Annotated in this window: 13 protein-coding genes; all 13 read left to right on the top strand. The window is 72.9% G+C overall.

Annotated elements, in window-relative coordinates:
- Position 1 precedes the first annotated feature (1 nt).
- The 13 genes from ACWEGE_RS44220 (at position 2) to ACWEGE_RS44160 (ending at position 17,185) form a co-directional block, all read left to right on the top strand.
- On the top strand, positions 2–1,006 hold the full coding sequence (locus ACWEGE_RS44220) for an enediyne biosynthesis protein (protein ID WP_449666504.1): 1,005 nt from the start codon (positions 2–4) through the stop codon (positions 1,004–1,006).
- Positions 1,003–2,379 carry a cytochrome P450 gene (locus ACWEGE_RS44215; RefSeq protein WP_449666503.1) on the top strand — a complete coding sequence of 459 codons (1,377 nt, stop codon included), beginning with the start codon at positions 1,003–1,005 and terminating at the stop codon, positions 2,377–2,379. Before ACWEGE_RS44220 ends, ACWEGE_RS44215 begins: the two co-directional genes overlap by 4 nt.
- Before the next feature lie 35 nt (positions 2,380–2,414).
- Entirely contained in the window at positions 2,415–2,984 is a 570-nt protein-coding gene (locus tag ACWEGE_RS44210; RefSeq protein WP_449666502.1) for a DUF5987 family protein, read from the top strand.
- Positions 2,981–4,633 carry a GMC family oxidoreductase N-terminal domain-containing protein gene (locus tag ACWEGE_RS44205; RefSeq protein WP_449666501.1) on the top strand — a complete coding sequence of 551 codons (1,653 nt, stop codon included), beginning with the start codon at positions 2,981–2,983 and terminating at the stop codon, positions 4,631–4,633. The genes ACWEGE_RS44210 and ACWEGE_RS44205 overlap by 4 nt, the downstream gene beginning before the upstream one ends.
- Before the next feature lie 162 nt (positions 4,634–4,795).
- Entirely contained in the window at positions 4,796–5,821 is a 1,026-nt protein-coding gene (locus ACWEGE_RS44200; RefSeq protein ID WP_449666500.1) for a carboxymuconolactone decarboxylase family protein, read from the top strand.
- Positions 5,822–6,046: 225 nt separating this feature from the next.
- A complete protein-coding gene (locus ACWEGE_RS44195; protein WP_449666499.1) occupies positions 6,047–6,844 on the top strand; it encodes a TIGR03084 family metal-binding protein in 798 nt (265 codons plus the stop codon).
- A gap of 263 nt (positions 6,845–7,107) precedes the next feature.
- A complete protein-coding gene (locus tag ACWEGE_RS44190) occupies positions 7,108–12,930 on the top strand; it encodes a type I polyketide synthase (RefSeq protein ID WP_449666498.1) in 5,823 nt (1,940 codons plus the stop codon).
- A 2-nt stretch (positions 12,931–12,932) separates the two neighbouring features.
- Positions 12,933–13,382 (top strand): acyl-CoA thioesterase, encoded by a 450-nt coding sequence (locus tag ACWEGE_RS44185; protein WP_308674455.1) that lies wholly within the window; start codon positions 12,933–12,935, stop codon positions 13,380–13,382.
- A gap of 1 nt (position 13,383) precedes the next feature.
- On the top strand, positions 13,384–13,956 hold the full coding sequence (locus tag ACWEGE_RS44180; protein WP_449666497.1) for a flavin reductase family protein: 573 nt from the start codon (positions 13,384–13,386) through the stop codon (positions 13,954–13,956).
- Positions 13,957–13,969: 13 nt separating this feature from the next.
- Positions 13,970–15,064, top strand: a complete 1,095-nt coding sequence (locus ACWEGE_RS44175; RefSeq protein ID WP_449666496.1) for an SDR family NAD(P)-dependent oxidoreductase — start codon at positions 13,970–13,972, stop codon at positions 15,062–15,064.
- Positions 15,061–15,258 (top strand): DUF6222 family protein, encoded by a 198-nt coding sequence (locus tag ACWEGE_RS44170; protein WP_449666495.1) that lies wholly within the window; start codon positions 15,061–15,063, stop codon positions 15,256–15,258. Before ACWEGE_RS44175 ends, ACWEGE_RS44170 begins: the two co-directional genes overlap by 4 nt.
- Before the next feature lie 167 nt (positions 15,259–15,425).
- On the top strand, positions 15,426–16,967 hold the full coding sequence (locus ACWEGE_RS44165; protein ID WP_449666532.1) for an acyl-CoA carboxylase subunit beta: 1,542 nt from the start codon (positions 15,426–15,428) through the stop codon (positions 16,965–16,967).
- Positions 16,968–16,981: 14 nt separating this feature from the next.
- Positions 16,982–17,185 carry an acyl-CoA carboxylase epsilon subunit gene (locus tag ACWEGE_RS44160; RefSeq protein ID WP_449666494.1) on the top strand — a complete coding sequence of 68 codons (204 nt, stop codon included), beginning with the start codon at positions 16,982–16,984 and terminating at the stop codon, positions 17,183–17,185.
- The last annotated feature ends 104 nt before the right edge of the window (positions 17,186–17,289 follow it).

Genomic DNA, 17,289 nt, shown 5'->3' with positions numbered 1-17,289 from the left:
CATGACCACCCCGACTCTGACCAAGGTGGACAGTGCGCCGCCGAAGCGGACCAACAAGGTCATCACCGCGTTGCGGCGCTTCGCGATCTCGATCACGATCTTCAACATCGTCGGCTACACCGTGCTCGGCTTCGAGCAGCCGTGGCTGTACCCGTTCGTCGCGCTGGCGACCGCGTACACCACGGAGATCGCCCTCGAGATCATCAACGCCCGCGTCACGCACCGCGCCGTCCGGTTCCGCGGCAACGGGTTCAAGGGCCTGGCGGAGTTCCTCCTGCCGGCGCACATCACCGGCCTGGCCCTCAACATGCTGACCTACGTCAACGACCAGATCCTGGTGATGATGTTCGGTGTCGCCGTCGCGGTCGGCACCAAGTGGATCCTGCAGGCGCCGGTGTACGGCCGCATGCGGCACTACATGAACCCGTCGAACTTCGGCATCACGATCATCCTGCTCGTGTTCCCGTGGGCCAGCATCGCCCCGCCGTACCACTTCACCGAGCAGATCCCCACCTGGGGCGGCTGGCTGATCGTCGGCATCATCCTCGCGTCGGGCACGGTGCTCAACGCGATGCTGACCAACCGGATGTGGCTGATCGCGGGCTGGCTGAGCTTCTTCGTCGTCCAGGCCTTCGTCCGCGGCTGGCTCTTCGGCACGTCGATCCCCGGCGCGCTGGCGATGGGCACCGGCGTCGCGTTCGTGCTCTACACCAACTACATGGTGACCGACCCGGGCACGTCGCCGTCGAAGCCGGCTTCGCAGTTCCTCTTCGGGTCCGGCGTGGCGCTCGCGTACGGCTTCTTCACCGCCGTGCACGTGGCCTACGGGCTGTTCCTGGCCACCGCGACCGTCTGCCTGATCCGCGGGATGTTCCTGTGGGGCCTGCACTTCTCGAACAAGGCCCGGATCAGGTTCGAGGCCGACCAGGCCGCGCAGAAGGCCAAGCTGGAACTCGCGTCGGCACCGCCGTCCGGCGACGAGAAGCCCGGGGCTGTCGCGGCATGACCGGTCCTTCGGACGAGGCCCGGGCGGCGCGCACCGCGCCGCCCGGGCCGCCGCGCCGGGCGACGTTCCGGTTGCTGAAGCAGCTCTTCACCGACCGGCTCGCGCTCATGGGCGACAACGCCGAGACCTACGGCGACGTCGTCCGCATCGCCATCGGACCGAAGGCGATGTACCTGGTCAACCACCCCGACCTGGCCAAGCACGTGCTCGCGGACAACGCGGCGAACTACCACAAGGGGATCGGCCTGCAGGAGGCCCGCCGCGCACTCGGCGACGGCCTGCTGACCAGCGACGGGGACACCTGGAAGAAGCAGCGCCGGACCATCCAGCCGGTGTTCCAGCCCAAGCGGATCTCGCGGCAGGCCGCCGTGGTCGCGTCCGAAGTGGACGGTCTGGTCAAGCGGCTGGCCGCGCACGACGGCCCGGTCGAGATCCTGCACGAGATGACCGGGCTGACCCTCGGCGTGCTCGGCAAGACGCTGCTCGACGCCGAGCTCGGCGGCTACGAGACGCTGGGTCACTCGTTCGAAGCCGTGCAGGACCAGGCCATGTTCGAGGCGGTCACGCTGAGCATGGTCCCGCAGTGGGTACCGCTCAAGAAGCAGCTGCACTTCCGCACCGCCCGCGACGACCTGCGCCGGATCGCCGACGAGCTCGTCGAGCAGCGGCTGGCGAACCCGGTCGAGAACGGCGAGGACGTGCTGTCCCGGCTGATCGCGTCCGGGTCCGAGCAGGGCGCGACGCGCGAGCGGATGCGCGACGAGCTCATCACCCTGCTGCTGGCCGGCCACGAGACCACGGCGAGCACGCTCGGGTGGGCGTTCCACCTGATCGACGAGCACCCCGAGGTCGGCGAGCGGCTGCACGCCGAGGCCGCCGAGGTGCTCGGCGACCGGCTGCCCGAGCACGAGGACCTGCGGAAGCTGACCTTCACCGTCGCGGTGGTCGAGGAGGTCATGCGGCTGTACCCGCCGGTGTGGCTGCTGCCGCGGATCGCCCAGGCCGACGACGAGATCGGCGGGTACCACGTGCCGGCCGGCTCCGACGTCGTCGTCGTGCCCTACACGCTGCACCGGCACCCGGAGTTCTGGACCGACCCGGAGCGCTTCGACCCGGGGCGGTTCACCGCCGCGGAGCGGCCGCCGCGGTACGCCTACCTGCCCTTCGGGGCCGGGCCGAGGTTCTGCATCGGCAACAGCCTCGGGGTGATGGAGGCGGTGTTCGTGCTCGCCATGGCCGCGCGCGACCTGGAGCTGCGCAAGGTGCCGGGCAAGGTCGTCGAACCCGAGGCGATGCTCTCGCTGCGGGTGCGCGGCGGGCTGCCGATGACGGTGCACCGCCGGGAACGGCTGCGGCGGTCCGAAGCCGCCTGAGTTCACTGTGGACATTTCGATGAGGAGGTAGGCCGGTGCAAGCCGAGGCCACCGAAGAAGAACGCTTCAAGAACATGACCCTCGAGGCCTACGCGGACACGATCGTCCCGGGGGAGAAGCGGTCCCCCGAGGACCGGGCGATCGCCGGGGCCGCGCCCGGCCCCGGCTCGGTGGCGGCGGGCGCGCTCGACCTGCTGAACTTCGACGCGACCGGCGTCACGGCCGGGCTGCCCTACCTCGCGCAGTCGCTCAACGACCACGCGAAGGCCTACGCGGGCGAGGTGGAGCTGGAGCTCGACCACGACGTCCCGCCGTTCGTCGCGCTGCCGTACGAGCACCGCCGCGAGCTGGTCAACCGGCTGACCACGCCGGGGCACCCGGAGAAGGACGGCTGGGTCAGCCTCGCGCTGTTCTGCAACATGGCCTTCGACAGCGCCGCGCACCTGCACACCGCCGAAGCCATCCGCGACGGCCACCCCGGCCTGCTGGCGCTGGGGTACACGCCGCCGGACGCGGACGGGTTCTGGCGGTTCCCGAAGTACGGCTACGGCCGCAAGCTGGCCGAACTCCACCCCGACACGACTGCCTCCGGGAGCCCGGCATGAGTGCCATCGACAAGACCGACGTCGTCATCGTCGGCAGTGGTTTCGGCGGGTCCATCCCGGCCTACCACCTCGCCGCCGGCGGGGCCAAGGTGACCGTGCTGGAGCGCGGGCCGTGGCTGGCGGCCGACGACTTCGAGCACGACTACCTGCTCGGCTCGTCCTACACCCGCGCGTTCGACTTCGTCGTCGGCGACGGGATGAGCGTGCTCGGCGGCAACTGCGTCGGCGGCGGCAGCGTGGTGTACTTCGCCGCGATGCCGCGGGCGCCCCGGTTCGTCTTCGAACGCCACGGCAGCATCGGGCGCCGGATGTGGCCTTCGGTCATTTCCCGTGACACGCTGGAGCCGTGGTACGACCGCGTCGACGAGTCGATCCCGGTGTCCAAACAGGACTGGAGCGACGTCTCCTACGCCGGTGGGCTGTGGGCCGCGGCCTGCAACCACTCCGGGCGGACCGCCAACCCGGCGCCGGTCGCCGTCGACAACGCGACCTGCGTCAACTGCAACTTCATGATGGCGGGCTGCAAGTTCGACGCCAAGCGGTCGATGCTGACGAACTACCTGCCCGCGGCCCTGTCACACGGCGCGCAGATCCGGCCGCTGCACGAGGTCCAGCGGCTCGAACGCACCGAGGACGGCAGCTACCGCGTCCACTTCGACATCGTCGACGACGAGGACTACCGGATCCACACCGGCAGCGGCGTGATCGAGGCGAAGGTCGTCATCATCGCCGCCGGCGCCGGGGCCACCCCGGTGATCCTGCAGCGCTCGGAGGCGGCGCTGGGCGAGATGCCGCACGGCGTCGGCCGGTACTTCTCCGGCAACGGCGAGCGGCTGAACACCGCGATCATCGACGAGGACCGCGTCCGCGAGGTGCTGGGACTGTCCCGTGAGGACGGTCCGGTGTACTCGGCCAACCACATCGGCAAGGGCCCGACCGTGGCGAACTGGGACAAGCTCGACGGGTCGCTGCCGGAGTACGAGCGGTACTCGCTGGAGCAGCTGTACTTCCCGCCGGGCCTGGGCACCATCCTCGCCCAGGTGCCCGGCGGCGAGGAGCCGCGCTGGTTCGGGGCGGAGAAGAAGGAGATCCTCAAGCAGTGGGCCAACTGGCTGACGATCTTCCTGATGACCGAGGACGACAACGAAGGCGTCTTCGGCACGCCGCCGCCGACCGGTAACGCCTACCGGATCTCGCAGCAGATGCTCGGCCGCGGTTCGCTGCGCTACGACCCGACCGAGAACACCCGCCACGGCTGGGCGCTCGCGGACGCGGACTGCAAGGCGATCATCGAGAAGGACGGCCTGGCTCGCGTCGCCCCCTGGACGAACGACGTCGTCGGGGCGTACACGGTGCACCCGCTGGCGTCCTGCCGGATCGGGGACGACCCGGCGACGTCCGCGCTGCACCCGAACCACGAGCTGCGCAACCACCCGGGCATCTTCGTCACCGACAGCGCGTCGGTGCCGGGTGCGTTGACGGTCAACCCGGCGATGACCATCGCCGCGCTGGCCGAGCGTTCGATCCCGGGCATCGTCCGGGAGCTGCAGGCCCGCGGCGTCGACGTCAAGTACGGCGCCCCGGCCCCCGACGGCTCGATCACCGGCCGCCGCGCGGTCTCCAAACTGGACCTGGTCGCCGGAAACTGACGCACCGCAAAAGCGAACTCGCGTGATCGGGGACGGATCTCGCGTGATTGAAGCCGTAACTCGCGTGATCGGACGCGGTACGGCTCCAAGCACGTGAGTTACGGCTCTGATCACGCGAGTTCCGTTTGCCAGCACGTGAGTTCGGTGGTTTGAGGAGGAAGTATGGCGCCGGGAGTGGTGCGGGTTGCGTTGCGGCGGACGCTGCGGGAGGTGAAGTACGTCGATGTGGTGCGGCCGCGGCAGGCGCGGGGGCTGGTGAAGGACGTCTACCGGCAGGTGGAACGGGACTTCGGGATGCTCGCCCCGCCGATCGCGCTGCACTCGGCGGCCCCCGAGGTGCTCGCCGCGGCGTGGCTGGTGCTGCGGGAGTCGCTGGTCGCGGCCGGGACCGGGAGCCGGGCGGACAAGGAGGTCGTCGCGGCCGCGGTGTCGGCGGCGAACTCGTGCCCGTACTGCGTCGAGGTGCACGGGATGGCGCTCGGCTCGCTGGGCGAGCCGGACGCCGCCGCGGCCATCGAGGGCGGCGACGCCGGCGCCATCCAGGACCGCGAGACGCGGGCCCTGGCGCTGTGGGCGCGAGGCGAGGGCGCGCTGCCCGCGGACGTGCCCGCCGCCACCGCGGCGGAGTTCACCGCGGTGGCCGTCGCGTTCCACTACCTCAACCGGGTGGTCAGCGTGTTCCTCGGCCCGTCGCCGCTGCCGGAGCGGGTGCCGCCGCGGGCGCGGGAGAAAGCCAAGGCGGTGCTGGGTTTCCTGCTCAAGCCGGGGGACGCACCGCCCGCCGGGGAGGCGCTGGGGTTCCTGCCCGCCGTGCCCGGTGACGCACCGGCCGGCCCGCTCGAAGACGCCTTCGCGCGCGCCACGGCGGCCGTGGAGGCGGCCGGGGAACGCTCGGTGCCCTCGCGCGTGCGGGACCTCGTCCGCCGGGAAGTCAAGGACTGGGACGGGAAACCGCCCGGGCTGAGCCGGGCCTGGCTCGAGCCGGTGCTCGGCGAGCTGCCGGTGGAGGAGCGGGCCGCGGGACGGCTGGCGCTGCTCACCGCCAAGGCGGCGTACCGGATCGGCGCGGCGGACGTCGCCGCCGTCCGTCCGGAAAGGACGGACGATCGCGGCCTGGTGGAGCTGGTCTCGTGGGCCGCTCTCACCGCGGCCGTGGCGGCCGGTGACCGGCTGGCGCACCGCGCGTGAAGAGAAGACCGCGCAGGTCGGCGCGGGTGATGATCGAAAGGTCGGACGGCCCCGCCGGGGCGCGCAGCACCGGGACACACCCTCACCACCCGGTTCGCGCCGCTGCCCCGCGCGGCGGCCGGCCCGCTCGGCCGGCGGCCGCGCCGCGCGGTGGCTCCCCCACCCGCCACCCGCGGCGGCCGCCGGCCCACGCAAAGACGTCGCATTCCGGGAAAGGACAGACGGGTGACTGACACCAGGGGCGTGATCGCCGACCTGACCGCCGAGGCTGCGGAGGTCGATGCGCTGGTCGCGGGCCTCGCCGAGCACGGCTGGGACATGCCGACCCCCGCGCCGGGCTGGTGCGTCCGGCACCAGATCGGGCACCTCGCCTTCATCTTCCGCATCGCCGGCCTGTCGGCGGCGCAGCCGGAGGCGTTCGTGGCGATGACGAAGTCGCTTGCGTCGGTCGGCTTCGAAAAGGCGGTAGAAGGCGCGCTGCAGGAGTACGTCCACGACCCGGCCGAGGTGCTGCTGACGCGCTGGCGGGCCGAGCGGGACGCCGGGATCAAGGCCCTCGCGGCCGTGCCGGGCGACCAGCTGGTGCCGTGGCTGGTGAACCCGCTGCCGCCGTACGTGCTGGCCTGCGCCGGGATGATGGAGCTGTTCGGGCACGGCCAGGACATCGCCGACGCGCTGGGCGTGCGCCCCGAGCGCACCGACCGGATCCGGCACCTCGCCGGGTTCGCCGTGCGGGTCCGCGACTTCGGCTACGAGGCGCGGAACCTGACGCCGCCGTCGGAGGAGTTCCGGTTCGAGCTCACCGCGCCGTCGGGCGCGCTCTGGACGTTCGGGCCCGCCGACGCCGAGCAGCGGATCAGCGGCAGCGCCGAGGACTTCTGCCTGCTCGTCACCCGGCGGCGGCACCGCTACGACCTCGACGTGCGGGCGAAGGGCACGCTGGCCGACCAGTGGCTCGACATCGCCCAGGCCTACCGCGGGCCGGCGGGCGAAGGACGTCGTCCCGGCCAGTTCCGCGTCTGACAATCCTTTGTAGACAGTAGTGGCGGCATGTCCGAGCGTGCGCAGGTGCGGCGCGCGGGCAGGAAGAGAGAAGACGGTCCGGACCGCCCGGGAGATGCTGGAGCGGACGGCCCGGCGGATCGGGCACCGGGTGGTGGCGAAGGCGCACCGCCCGGCGGCGAAGACCGAAGACCGGAGCGGGACCCCGATCCCGTTCCGGAGGACAGCGGGGACCTGAAGGTTCCGGTGATACGGGGCTCGAGAGCCAGTGGGAGTGCGGTGGCATGAGCGTAGAGCGGATTTCGATCGTCGGTATCGGTCTCCGGTACCCCGACGCGAGTTCTCCGGAGGAGCTCTGGGAAAACGTGCTGGCCGGGCGCCGGGCGTTCCGCAGGCTCCCGGACGAACGGATGAACCGGGCGGACTACTACTCGCCCGACCCCAAGGCGCCGGACCGCTTCTACGCGCAGAAGGCGGCCGTGCTGCGGGACTACGAGTTCGACCGGGTGGCGCACAAGGTCGCCGGCAGCACGTTCCGGGCGACCGACACGACGCACTGGCTGGCCCTCGAGGTCGCCGCGCAGGCGCTCGCGGACGCCGGGTTCGGCGACGGTGACGGAGCCCCGAAGACGACCACCGGTGTCGTCATCGGCAACAGCCTCACCGGCGAGTTCTCCCGCGCCAACATCATGCGGCTGCGCTGGCCGTACGTGCGCCGCACGGTCGCCGCGGCGCTGACCGCCCGCGGCTGGGAGGACGAGGACACCGCGAGCTTCCTGCGTGAGCTCGAAGTCCAGTACAAGGAGCCGTTCCCGGAGATCAACGAGGACACCCTCGCCGGTGGCCTGGCGAACACCATCGCTGGCCGCGTCTGCAACTACTTCGACTTCGCCGGCGGCGGCTACACCGTCGACGGCGCCTGCTCGTCCTCGCTGCTGTCGGTGGTGACCGCGGCCAACGCGCTCGCCCAGGGCGACCTCGACCTCGCCATCGCCGGCGGTGTCGACCTCTCGATCGACCCGTTCGAGGTGATCGGCTTCGCGAAGACCGGCGCGCTGGCCAAGCGCGAGATGAAGGTCTACGACGCCGACTCCAACGGCTTCTGGCCCGGCGAGGGCTCGGGCATGCTGGTCCTGATGCGCGAGAGCGACGCGCTCGAGCAGGGCAAGCGGATCTACGCATCCATCGGCGGCTGGGGCGTCTCCTCCGACGGCAAGGGTGGCATCACCCGGCCCGAGGCGGCCGGGCACCGGCTGGCCCTCAAGCGCGCCTACGACCGCGCGGGCTACGGCGTCGAGACCGTCTCCTACTTCGAGGGCCACGGCACCGGCACCGCGCTCGGCGACGCCACCGAGATCGAGGCGCTGTCCACCGCCCGGCGCGACGCCGACCCGCTGGCCAAGCAGGCCGCGCTGTCGACGATCAAGGGCAACATCGGCCACACGAAGGCCGCGGCGGGTGTCGCCGGCCTGATCAAGGCGACCCTGGCGGTCTACCACCAGGTCATCCCGCCCGCCACCGGGCACTACGACCCCCACGAGTCGCTCACCGGGACGTCGGCGCGGATGTACGTCCCGCGTGACGCGGCGCTCTGGCCGGTGGACCAGCCGGTCCGCGCGGGTGTCTCCGCGATGGGCTTCGGCGGCATCAACTCCCACGTCACGGTCACCGAGGCGCCGACCGCGGCCCGCCGCCGCGAGCTCGACGAGCGGGCCAGGACGCTGGTCGCCGGCCGGCAGGACGCCGAGCTGCTGCTGTTCGACGCCGACGACGTCGCGACCCTGCGCGGGAACATCGCGGCGGCGCTGGAGGTCGTGCCGAAGCTGTCGTTCGCCGAGCTGACCGACCTCGCCGGGTCGCTGGCGAAGGAGCTTTCGGGCAAGCCGGTGCGCGCCGCGGTGGTCGCGGGCAACCCGGAGCAGGCGGAGCGGAAGCTCACCAAGCTCCTCGAGCAGCTCGAATCGGGTGACTCGGTCTTCGAAAGCGCCGACGGCATCTTCGCGAGCAGCCGCACCTCCGCGCCGAAGATCGGCTACCTGTTCCCCGGCCAGGGCTCCGGCCGCGGCGGTGACAGCGCGCTGCGCCGCCGGTTCGCGGTGGCCGACGAGATCTACCGCGCCGCCGCGCTGCCGGCCGCGGGCGACCAGGTCGCCACCGAGGTGGCGCAGCCCCGGATCGTCACCGGTTCGCTGGCCGCGCTGCGGGTGCTGCGTTCGTTCGGCATCGAGGCGTCGACCGCCACCGGGCACAGCCTCGGCGAGCTGACCGCGCTGCACTGGGGCGGCGCGCTCGACGAGCGCGGGCTGCTCGAGCTGGCGAAGGTCCGCGGCAAGGTGATGGCCACGACGACCGGCGACGGGACCGGCGCGATGGCCGGGATCGCCGCTTCGCCCGGCCGCGTCGAAGAACTCGGCCTCGGCGACGACGTCGTCATCGCCGGCTACAACGCGCCCGAGCAGACCGTGATCTCCGGCCCGGCCGCGTCGATCGACCGGATCGTCGCCCGGGCCAAGGCCCAGGGCGTCGGTGCGACCCGGATCAAGGTCTCGCACGCGTTCCACTCGCCGGCGGTCGAGCCCGCCGCGAACGCGATGACCGAGCAGCTGGGCGAATTCACCTTCTCGCGGCTGGAGCGGCCGGTCGTCTCCACCGTCAGCGGCGACGTCCTGCACGCCGCGGAGAACCTGCCCGAGCTGCTGCGCGACCAGATCGTGCTGCCGGTCCGCTTCCGCGAGGCCGCCGCCAAGGTGGCCGAGCGCAGCGACCTGGTGGTCGAGGTCGGCCCCGGCCGGGTGCTGACCGGGCTGTTCGAGGAGATCGCCCCGGAGACGCCGGTGCTCGCGATCGACACGGACAACGCGTCGCTGCAGGCGCTGCTGCGGGTCGTCGGTGCGGCGTTCGCGCTCGGCGCGCAGCTGTCGGTGGAGGCGCTGTTCGAGGGCCGCGTCGTCCGGGCCCTGCCCGCCGACGGCCAGTTCAACTTCCTCGCCAGCCCCTGCGAAGCGGCTCCGTCGATCGACAGCGAGCTGGCCGCCGAGCTGGCCGCGGAGAAGGCGCAGGCCGCCGAGGCGGACGCCGCCGCCGACACCGACGGCAGTTCCACGCTCGACCTGCTGCGCAAGCTCGCCGCCGAGCGCGTCGAGCTGCCGCTGGAGACCGTCACCGCCGACACCCACCCGCTCGACGACCTGCACCTGTCGTCGATCACGGTCGGGCAGCTGGTCAACGACGTCACCCGGGCGCTGGGCCGTCCGGCGCTGGAAGGCATGCCGAACTTCGCGACGGTGTGCCTCGGTGAGCTCGCCGAGATGATCGACGAGCTGGCGCAGACGGCGAAGCCGACCGACACCCAGGTCGGCGAGGCCCCGGGCGTCGGGCCGTGGGTCCGGCCGTTCGCGGTCGAGTACGTGCCCGCGCCGCGGCCCACCGCGGACCTCACCCCGGGGGCCGGCAACGCCGAGTGGCAGGTCTTCGCGACGCCTCGGCACCCGCTGGCCGAACCGCTGCGGGCAGCGCTGGCCAAGTCCGGTGCCGGTGACGGGGTGCTGCTCTGCCTGCCGGCGGACTGCGACTCCAGCCACGTCGGCCTGTTCCTCGACGCCGGCCGCGCGGTCATGGCCGCCCCCAACGGCACGCGGTTCGTGGTCGTCCACCACGGCTACGGCGCCGCCGGGCTCGCCCGCACCCTGCGGCTCGAGGACCCGTCGGCGAAGACGACGATCATCGACTTCGCGAACCCGACGCCGTCGGACGCGGGCGAGATCGCCTCGGCCGTGACCACCGTGGTGGCCGAGGTCGCCGCGACCACGGACTTCACCGAAGCCCGCTACGGCGCCGACGGTGGCCGCACGGTGCCGCGGCTGTCCGCGCTGCCCGCGCCGAAGCCCGGCCCGATCCGCGACTCGCTGGACTCCTCCGACGTCCTGCTCGTCACCGGTGGCGGCAAGGGCATCACGGCGGAGAGCGCGCTCGCGCTGGCCAAGGACTCCGGCGCCCGGCTGGCCCTGCTCGGGCGCAGTGACCCGGAGTCCGACACCGAGCTGGCGGAGAACCTCGACCGCATGGAGGCGGCGGGCATCCGCTACCGCTACGAGCGCGCCGACGTCACCAGCGCCCCGCAGATCGCCGAGGCGGTCGCCCGCGTCGAGGCCGAGCTCGGCCCGGTCACGGCGATCCTCCACGGCGCGGGCCGCAACGAGCCGGCCGCCCTGTTCTCCCTCACCGAGGACAGCTTCCGCAAGACCCTCGCCCCGAAGATCGGCGGGCTGAACGCGGTGCTCGCCGCGGTCGACCAGGACCGGATCAAGCTCCTGGTCACCTTCGGCAGCATCATCGGCCGGGCGGGCCTGCGCGGTGAAGCGCACTACGCCACGGCGAACGACTGGATGACCGAGCTGACCCTGCGCTTCGGCCAGGAGCACCCGCAGGCGCGGGCGATCGCGCTGGAGTGGTCGGTCTGGTCGGGCACCGGCATGGGCGAGAAGCTCGGCGTGGTCAGCGCCCTGATGCGCGACGGCATCACGCCGATCCCGACCGAGGAGGGCATCACCATCCTCCGCCAGGTGCTGGCCGACCCGGCCGCGCCGCCGGTGCTGGTGGTCTGCGGCCGCACGTCGGGACTGGCCACGCTGCCGATCCAGAAGCGGGAGCTGCCGCTGACCCGGTTCGTCGACCGCGCGGTCGTGCACTACCCGGGCGTCGAGCTGATCACCGAGGCCGACCTGTCCGACGGTGCCGACCCGTACCTGACCGACCACCTGCTCGACGGGCAGCTGCTGTTCCCGGCGGTGCTCGGCATGGAGGCCATGACGCAGGCCGCGGCGGCGACGCTGGACCGCACCGGCACCCCGGTGCTCTCCGACGTCGAGTTCCTCCGGCCGATCATCGTCTCGCCCGGCGGGTCGACCACGGTCCGGCTGGCCACGCTGGCCCGCGACGCCGACACCGTGGACGTCGTGATCCGCAGTGACGAGACCGGCTTCAGCGCCGACCACTTCAAGGCGCGGCTGAGCTTCGCCCGGCCGGACCGGATCGGCGAATGCGTCCCGCGCGACGTCGCCCTGCCGCCGGTGCCGGTGGAGCCGATCAGCGAGCTGTACGGCTCGGTGCTGTTCCAGGGCAAGCGGTTCCAGCGGGTGCTGGGCTACCGCCGGGCCAGCGCGCGGCACGCGGTCGCCGAGATCTCGACCAGCGCCGACCACTCCTGGTTCGCCCCGTTCCTCCCGCAGGAGCGGCTGCTGGCCGACCCCGGCACCCGGGACGCGATGATGCACGCGATCCAGTGCTGCGTCCCCGACGCGACGCTGCTGCCGCAGGGCATCGAGAAGCTGTACCTCGCCGAGCCGGGCCGTCAGCACTCCGAGTACGTCCTGCTGGACGCGAAGGAACGCTTCCAGGACGGCGACAGCTACGGCTACGACCTGGACGTGCGCAACCCGGACGGGACGCTGGTCGAGCGCTGGGAAGGCCTGAAGCTGCGCGCGGTCCGCAAGCGCGACGGCGCCGGGCCGTGGGTCCCCTCGATGCTGGGGTCCTATGTGGAGCGTGCCTGTGAGCGGCTGCTCGGCGGGACGCGGTCGGTCGTGCTCGAGCCGGACCCGGCCGGGCGGCCGGCGGAGGGCATCGCCGAGCGGAGGGCGCAGACCGCGCTCGCCGCGGGCCGGGCGCTCGACAAGCCGGTCGAGGTGCGCTACCGCCCGGACGGCAAGCCGGAGTGCGACGGCGTCCAGGTCACCGCGTCGCACACCTCGGAGCTGACCCTCGTGGTCGCCGGCGCCGACCAGGTCGCCTGCGACATCGAGACGGCGATCGAACGCACCGACGAGGACTGGGCCGGCCTGCTCGGCGAAGAGCTCCTCGCGCTCGGCCGGCTGCTGGCCGCCGACACCGGGGAACCGATCAGCGTGGCCAACACCCGGGTGTGGAGCGCGCTGGAGTGCGTGCGCAAGACCGGCTCGATGACCCAGGCGCTGACCGTGCGCCAGGTCGACGCCGACGGGTGGGCGCTGCTCGCCTCCGGCAACGCCCGGATCGCCACCTGGTCGACCACCGTCAACGACCGGACCGACCCGATCGTCTTCGCCGTGCTCCACGCAGAGGGGAACTGAAGATGTCCGACTACTACGAGATCCGCCACACGGTCGGCTTCGAAGAGACCAACCTGGTGGGCAACGTCTACTACGTGAACTACGTGCGCTGGCAGGGCCGGTGCCGCGAGATGTTCCTCAAGGAAAAGGCGCCGGCGGTGCTGGAGGAGGTCCGGCACGACCTCAAGCTCTTCACCCTCAAGGTGGAGTGCGAGTTCTTCGCCGAGATCACCGCGTTCGACGAGCTGTCCATCCGGCTGCGGCTGGAGGAGCTCACCTCGACGCAGATCCAGTTCGCCTTCGACTACGTCCACCTCCGTGCGGAGGGCGAAGTGCTGGTGGCTCGGGGACGGCAGCGCATCGCCTGCATGCGCGGCCCCAACACGGCCACCGTGCCGTCGCGGGTCCCCGAGCAGCTGCGCGAAGCACTGGTGCCCTATTCGACGGCCGCGGTCAACGGCAAGGGAGTCTGAAGTGGGCTACGAGTCTGAGCCTTCGGAACGGCCGGTGCTGAAGCGGCTGCCGACCTCACCGGCCCGCCGCGGCCTGTCGGCCCAGCCGGGACTGCGCCAGGTGATGGCGCAGTTCGCGACCGGGGTGACGGTGCTGACGGCGGGCGGGGAAGACGCGCACGGCATGACCGCCAACGCCTTCTCGTCGGTTTCGCTGGAACCGCCGATGGTGCTGTGCTGCGTGTCCAAGGCGGCCAGGATGCACGCGGCGATCGTCACCGCCGGCTCGTTCGGGGTGAACATCCTCGCGGCGGACCAGCAGGAGACGTCGAAGTATTTCGCCGACTGGCGCCGTCCCGACGGGATGGCCCAGTTCGAGGCCGTCGGCTACACGCCGGGCGGCAAGACCGGCTCGCCGCTGCTGCTCGGCGCGCTGGCCTGGCTGGAGTGCGAGCTGGCGCAGGTGCTCGAGGGCGGTGACCACTCGATCTTCCTGGGCCGGGTGGTGGCCACCAGCCGGGGGACCGGTGAGCACGCGCTCGTCTTCTACGGCGGCGGCTACCACCACGTCGACGGCCGGGCCCGCGCGGCCTGAGGGAGGCAAGGTCATGCTGATCGCGGTCACGGGCGGGACCGGCTTCCTCGGTGCCCACACGGTCGCGGCGCTGCTGCGGCGCGGGCACCGGGTCCGGCTGCTCGCCCGTGACGCGAGCGGCGTGGCCCGCGCGCTGGCGCCGCTCGGCGCCGACGCGTCCACTGTGGACGTCCAGGTCGGCGACGTGACGGACGCCGCGGCGGCGGGCAGGCTGGTCGCCGGGGCGGACGCGCTGCTGCACGCGGCGGGCGTCTACACCTTCGACAGCAGGCGGCGCGGCGAGCTGTGGCGGGTGAACGCCGGCGGCACCGAGGTCGTCCTCGATGCCGCCCGGCGGGCGGGTACCGGGCGGATCGTGCACGTTTCCACGGTCGGCGCGCTCTACCCGACGGACTCGCCGTCGATCGGGACGGCGAGCCCGGTCGGCGCGCCGCGGGAGCCCTACCTGGCGTCGAAGGCCGAAGCCGAGCGGATCGCCCGGCGGCACCGGGCCGAGGGCGCACCGGTCACCGTCACCTACCCGCCGGCGCTGCTCGGCCCGCACGACCCGCACCTGGGCGACCAGAACCTGCGCCTGCGGGACCTGCTGCGCGGGCTGATGCCGATCTGGCCGGGACGCGGGCTGCCGCTCGGCGACGTCCGCGACTCGGCGGCGGCGCACGCGGAGCTGTTCGCCACCGGGACACCCGGGGCCGCGTGCTTCGGGCCGGGGCACTTCCTGGCCACCCGCGAGTACCTGGCGGCGGTCCGGGCCGCGACCGGGCGGGCCCTGCCGGCGGTGTTCCTGCCGCCGCGGGCGATGTTCCCGGTCGGCCGGGCCGCCGACCTGCTGCAGCGCGCCTGGCCGTGGCACGTGCCGGCCCAGTACGGCGCGCTCTACGTCTGCGCGACCGCCGTCCCGGTCGCCGCGGACGCCCCCACCGGCGGCGTCCCGGCGCGGCCGGCCGTCGACACCGTGCGCGACACGGTGGCCTGGTTGCACGCGACCGGGCGCCTCACCGACCGGCAGGCCGGCGCGGCCGCGCTGCCTGCTCTGTCCAGTTCGGACGGTCCCGGCCGATCCGGGACCGTCCCGGCCCACGTCCCGACCGAGGAGGTCCTGCCATGACCGCCAGCGACGCCGCCCGCGCGGGCACCGGTGACCAGCAGCCCGTGCGGCTGGCCGCCGACCCCGCCCCGACCGGGCTGCCGGTGGACGTGCCGGTCCGCCCGATGCCCCGGCTGGGCCGCGGCATCGTGTGGTCCGACATCGTCGCCGAGATCGAGCGGGACGAGCGTGCCCGGATGAGGGATGCCGCGTGAGCGGAAGCCAGGAGCCCGCGGGCGACGCCGAGGTGGTGCCGATCCCGGACGGGGTCTCCGCGGGCCGCGCCGGCCGGCGGCGGCTGGGCCGGCCGGGGGAGACCGGCGACGCCCAGGTGATCGAGCTGGCCCGCGCCGCGGACCAGGCCCGGCCCGCGCCCGCGGACATGCCGCTGCTGCGGCGCCGCCGGGAAGAACTGCGGGCGCACATCCACGAGGGCAGGCTCGACGCCGTCCGCCGGCAGCACTCGCTGGGCAAGCTGACCGCGCGCGAACGGCTCGCCCTGCTGCTCGACGACGACTCCTTCACCGAGATCGAGCCCTACCGGCGGCACCAGGCGAGCGGGCCGGGCCTGGCGGGCAACCGCCCGCACACCGACGGCGTGGTCGCCGGCTCCGGCACCATCGACGGACGGCGGGTGTTCGTCTACGCCCAGGACTTCACGCTGTTCGGCGGCTCGCTCGGCGAGGCGCACGCCGCGAAGATCCACAAGGTGCTCGACCTCGCGGTGGCCAACGGCGCGCCGGTGATCGGGCTCAACGACAGCGGTGGCGCGCGGATCCAGGAGGGCGTGCTCGCGCTCAACGGCTACGGCGGGATCTTCCGCCGCCAGGTCGAGGCCTCCGGCGTCATCCCGCAGATCAGCGTGATCCTCGGGCCGTGCGCGGGCGGCGCGGCGTACTCGCCCGCGCTGGCCGACTTCACGTTCATGGTGCGGGACACCGCGCGGATGTACCTGACCGGCCCGGACGTCGTCGAGGCCGTGACCGGACGGCGCGTCACGCACGAGGAACTCGGCGGCGCGGACGTCCACGGGTCCGCGTCCGGCGTCGCGACGGTGGTGCACGACGACGAGGAGAGCTGCCTGGCCGACGTCCGGTACCTGGTGTCGCTGCTGCCGTCGAACTACCTCGACCCGCCGCCGTCGACGGCGGCGACGAACGCGAAGGACGACTACCGGCCCCGGCTGGCGGATCTGGTGCCGGTGGAGCCGAACCAGCCCTACGACATGCGGGACGTGTTCGCGGAGGTCGCCGACGACGGGGAGTTCTTCGAGCTGCACGAGGGCTGGGCGCGCAACGTGCTCTGCGCGCTGGCGCGGATCGACGGCCGGGTGGTCGGCCTGGTCGGCAACCAGCCGGTGGTGTTCGCCGGCGTGCTGGACGGGCCGGCCTCGCAGAAGGCCGCGCGGTTCGTCCGGTTCTGCGACGCGTTCGGCATCCCGCTGGTGAGCCTGGTGGACGTCCCGGGCTTCCTGCCGGGCGTGGAGCAGGAGCGCGGCGGCATCATCCGGCAGGGCGCGCAGCTGCTGCACGCCTACTGCGAGGCGACGGTCCCGCGGATCCAGGTGATCCTGCGCAAGGCCTACGGCGGCGCGTACATCGTGATGGACTCGCGGTCGATCGGGTGCGACCTGTCGCTGGCCTGGCCGACCAACCAGATCGCGGTGATGGGCGCGGAGGGCGCGGTGAACGTCCTGCACCGCCGCGAACTGGCGGAGGCCGCGGACCCGGCGGCGCTGCGGGCGAAACTGGTGGCGGAGTACACGGCGGAGTTCCTGAACCCCCAGTACGCGGCCGAGCGCGGGCTCGTCGACGACATCATCGATCCGGCGGAGACCCGTGCGGCGCTGGCCCGCGGGCTGGCCATGCTGCGCGACAAGCGCAAGCCGTCCCCGGACCGCAAACACGGCAACCTGCCGATCTGACGGAGGTGTTCCCGGTGCCCGCAGCCGAACCGATCCGGGTGGTGCACGGCCGTCCGTCCGACGCCGAGCTGGCCGCGTTGGTGGCGGTGCTGGCGGTGGCCGGCGCGGCGGGGCCGCCGGAGGCGCCCCGGCCGTCGGTGTGGGGCGACCCGGGGTGGCGCGGGCGCGACCTGCGGGCGCGCGCGGGAGCCTGGCGGGTGTCCGGCCTGCCGCGGTAGTCGTGAGTGGTAAGGCGGGTTAGAACCCGCCTTACGGCCCCAGCAGGCGCCGAGCGCTGTCCCGGCGACGTCGCGCGCCCCGATCGCCGTCCCGGCTCGCCCTG

Source organism: Amycolatopsis sp. NPDC004747, assembly GCF_053601335.1.
This window is presented reverse-complemented; position numbering and strand designations above follow the sequence as displayed.

What these genes read in the sequence shown, in the direction of transcription:
- ACWEGE_RS44220 (WP_449666504.1), top strand. Translation starts at nt 2, where the DNA reads ATGACCACCCCGACTCTGACCAAGGTGGACAGTGCGCCGCCGAAGCGG.
- ACWEGE_RS44215 (WP_449666503.1), top strand. Translation starts at nt 1,003, where the DNA reads ATGACCGGTCCTTCGGACGAGGCCCGGGCGGCGCGCACCGCGCCGCCC.
- ACWEGE_RS44205 (WP_449666501.1), top strand. Translation starts at nt 2,981, where the DNA reads ATGAGTGCCATCGACAAGACCGACGTCGTCATCGTCGGCAGTGGTTTC.
- ACWEGE_RS44200 (WP_449666500.1), top strand. Translation starts at nt 4,796, where the DNA reads ATGGCGCCGGGAGTGGTGCGGGTTGCGTTGCGGCGGACGCTGCGGGAG.
- ACWEGE_RS44190 (WP_449666498.1), top strand. Translation starts at nt 7,108, where the DNA reads ATGAGCGTAGAGCGGATTTCGATCGTCGGTATCGGTCTCCGGTACCCC.
- ACWEGE_RS44185 (WP_308674455.1), top strand. Translation starts at nt 12,933, where the DNA reads ATGTCCGACTACTACGAGATCCGCCACACGGTCGGCTTCGAAGAGACC.
- ACWEGE_RS44175 (WP_449666496.1), top strand. Translation starts at nt 13,970, where the DNA reads ATGCTGATCGCGGTCACGGGCGGGACCGGCTTCCTCGGTGCCCACACG.
- ACWEGE_RS44170 (WP_449666495.1), top strand. Translation starts at nt 15,061, where the DNA reads ATGACCGCCAGCGACGCCGCCCGCGCGGGCACCGGTGACCAGCAGCCC.
- ACWEGE_RS44165 (WP_449666532.1), top strand. Translation starts at nt 15,426, where the DNA reads ATGCCGCTGCTGCGGCGCCGCCGGGAAGAACTGCGGGCGCACATCCAC.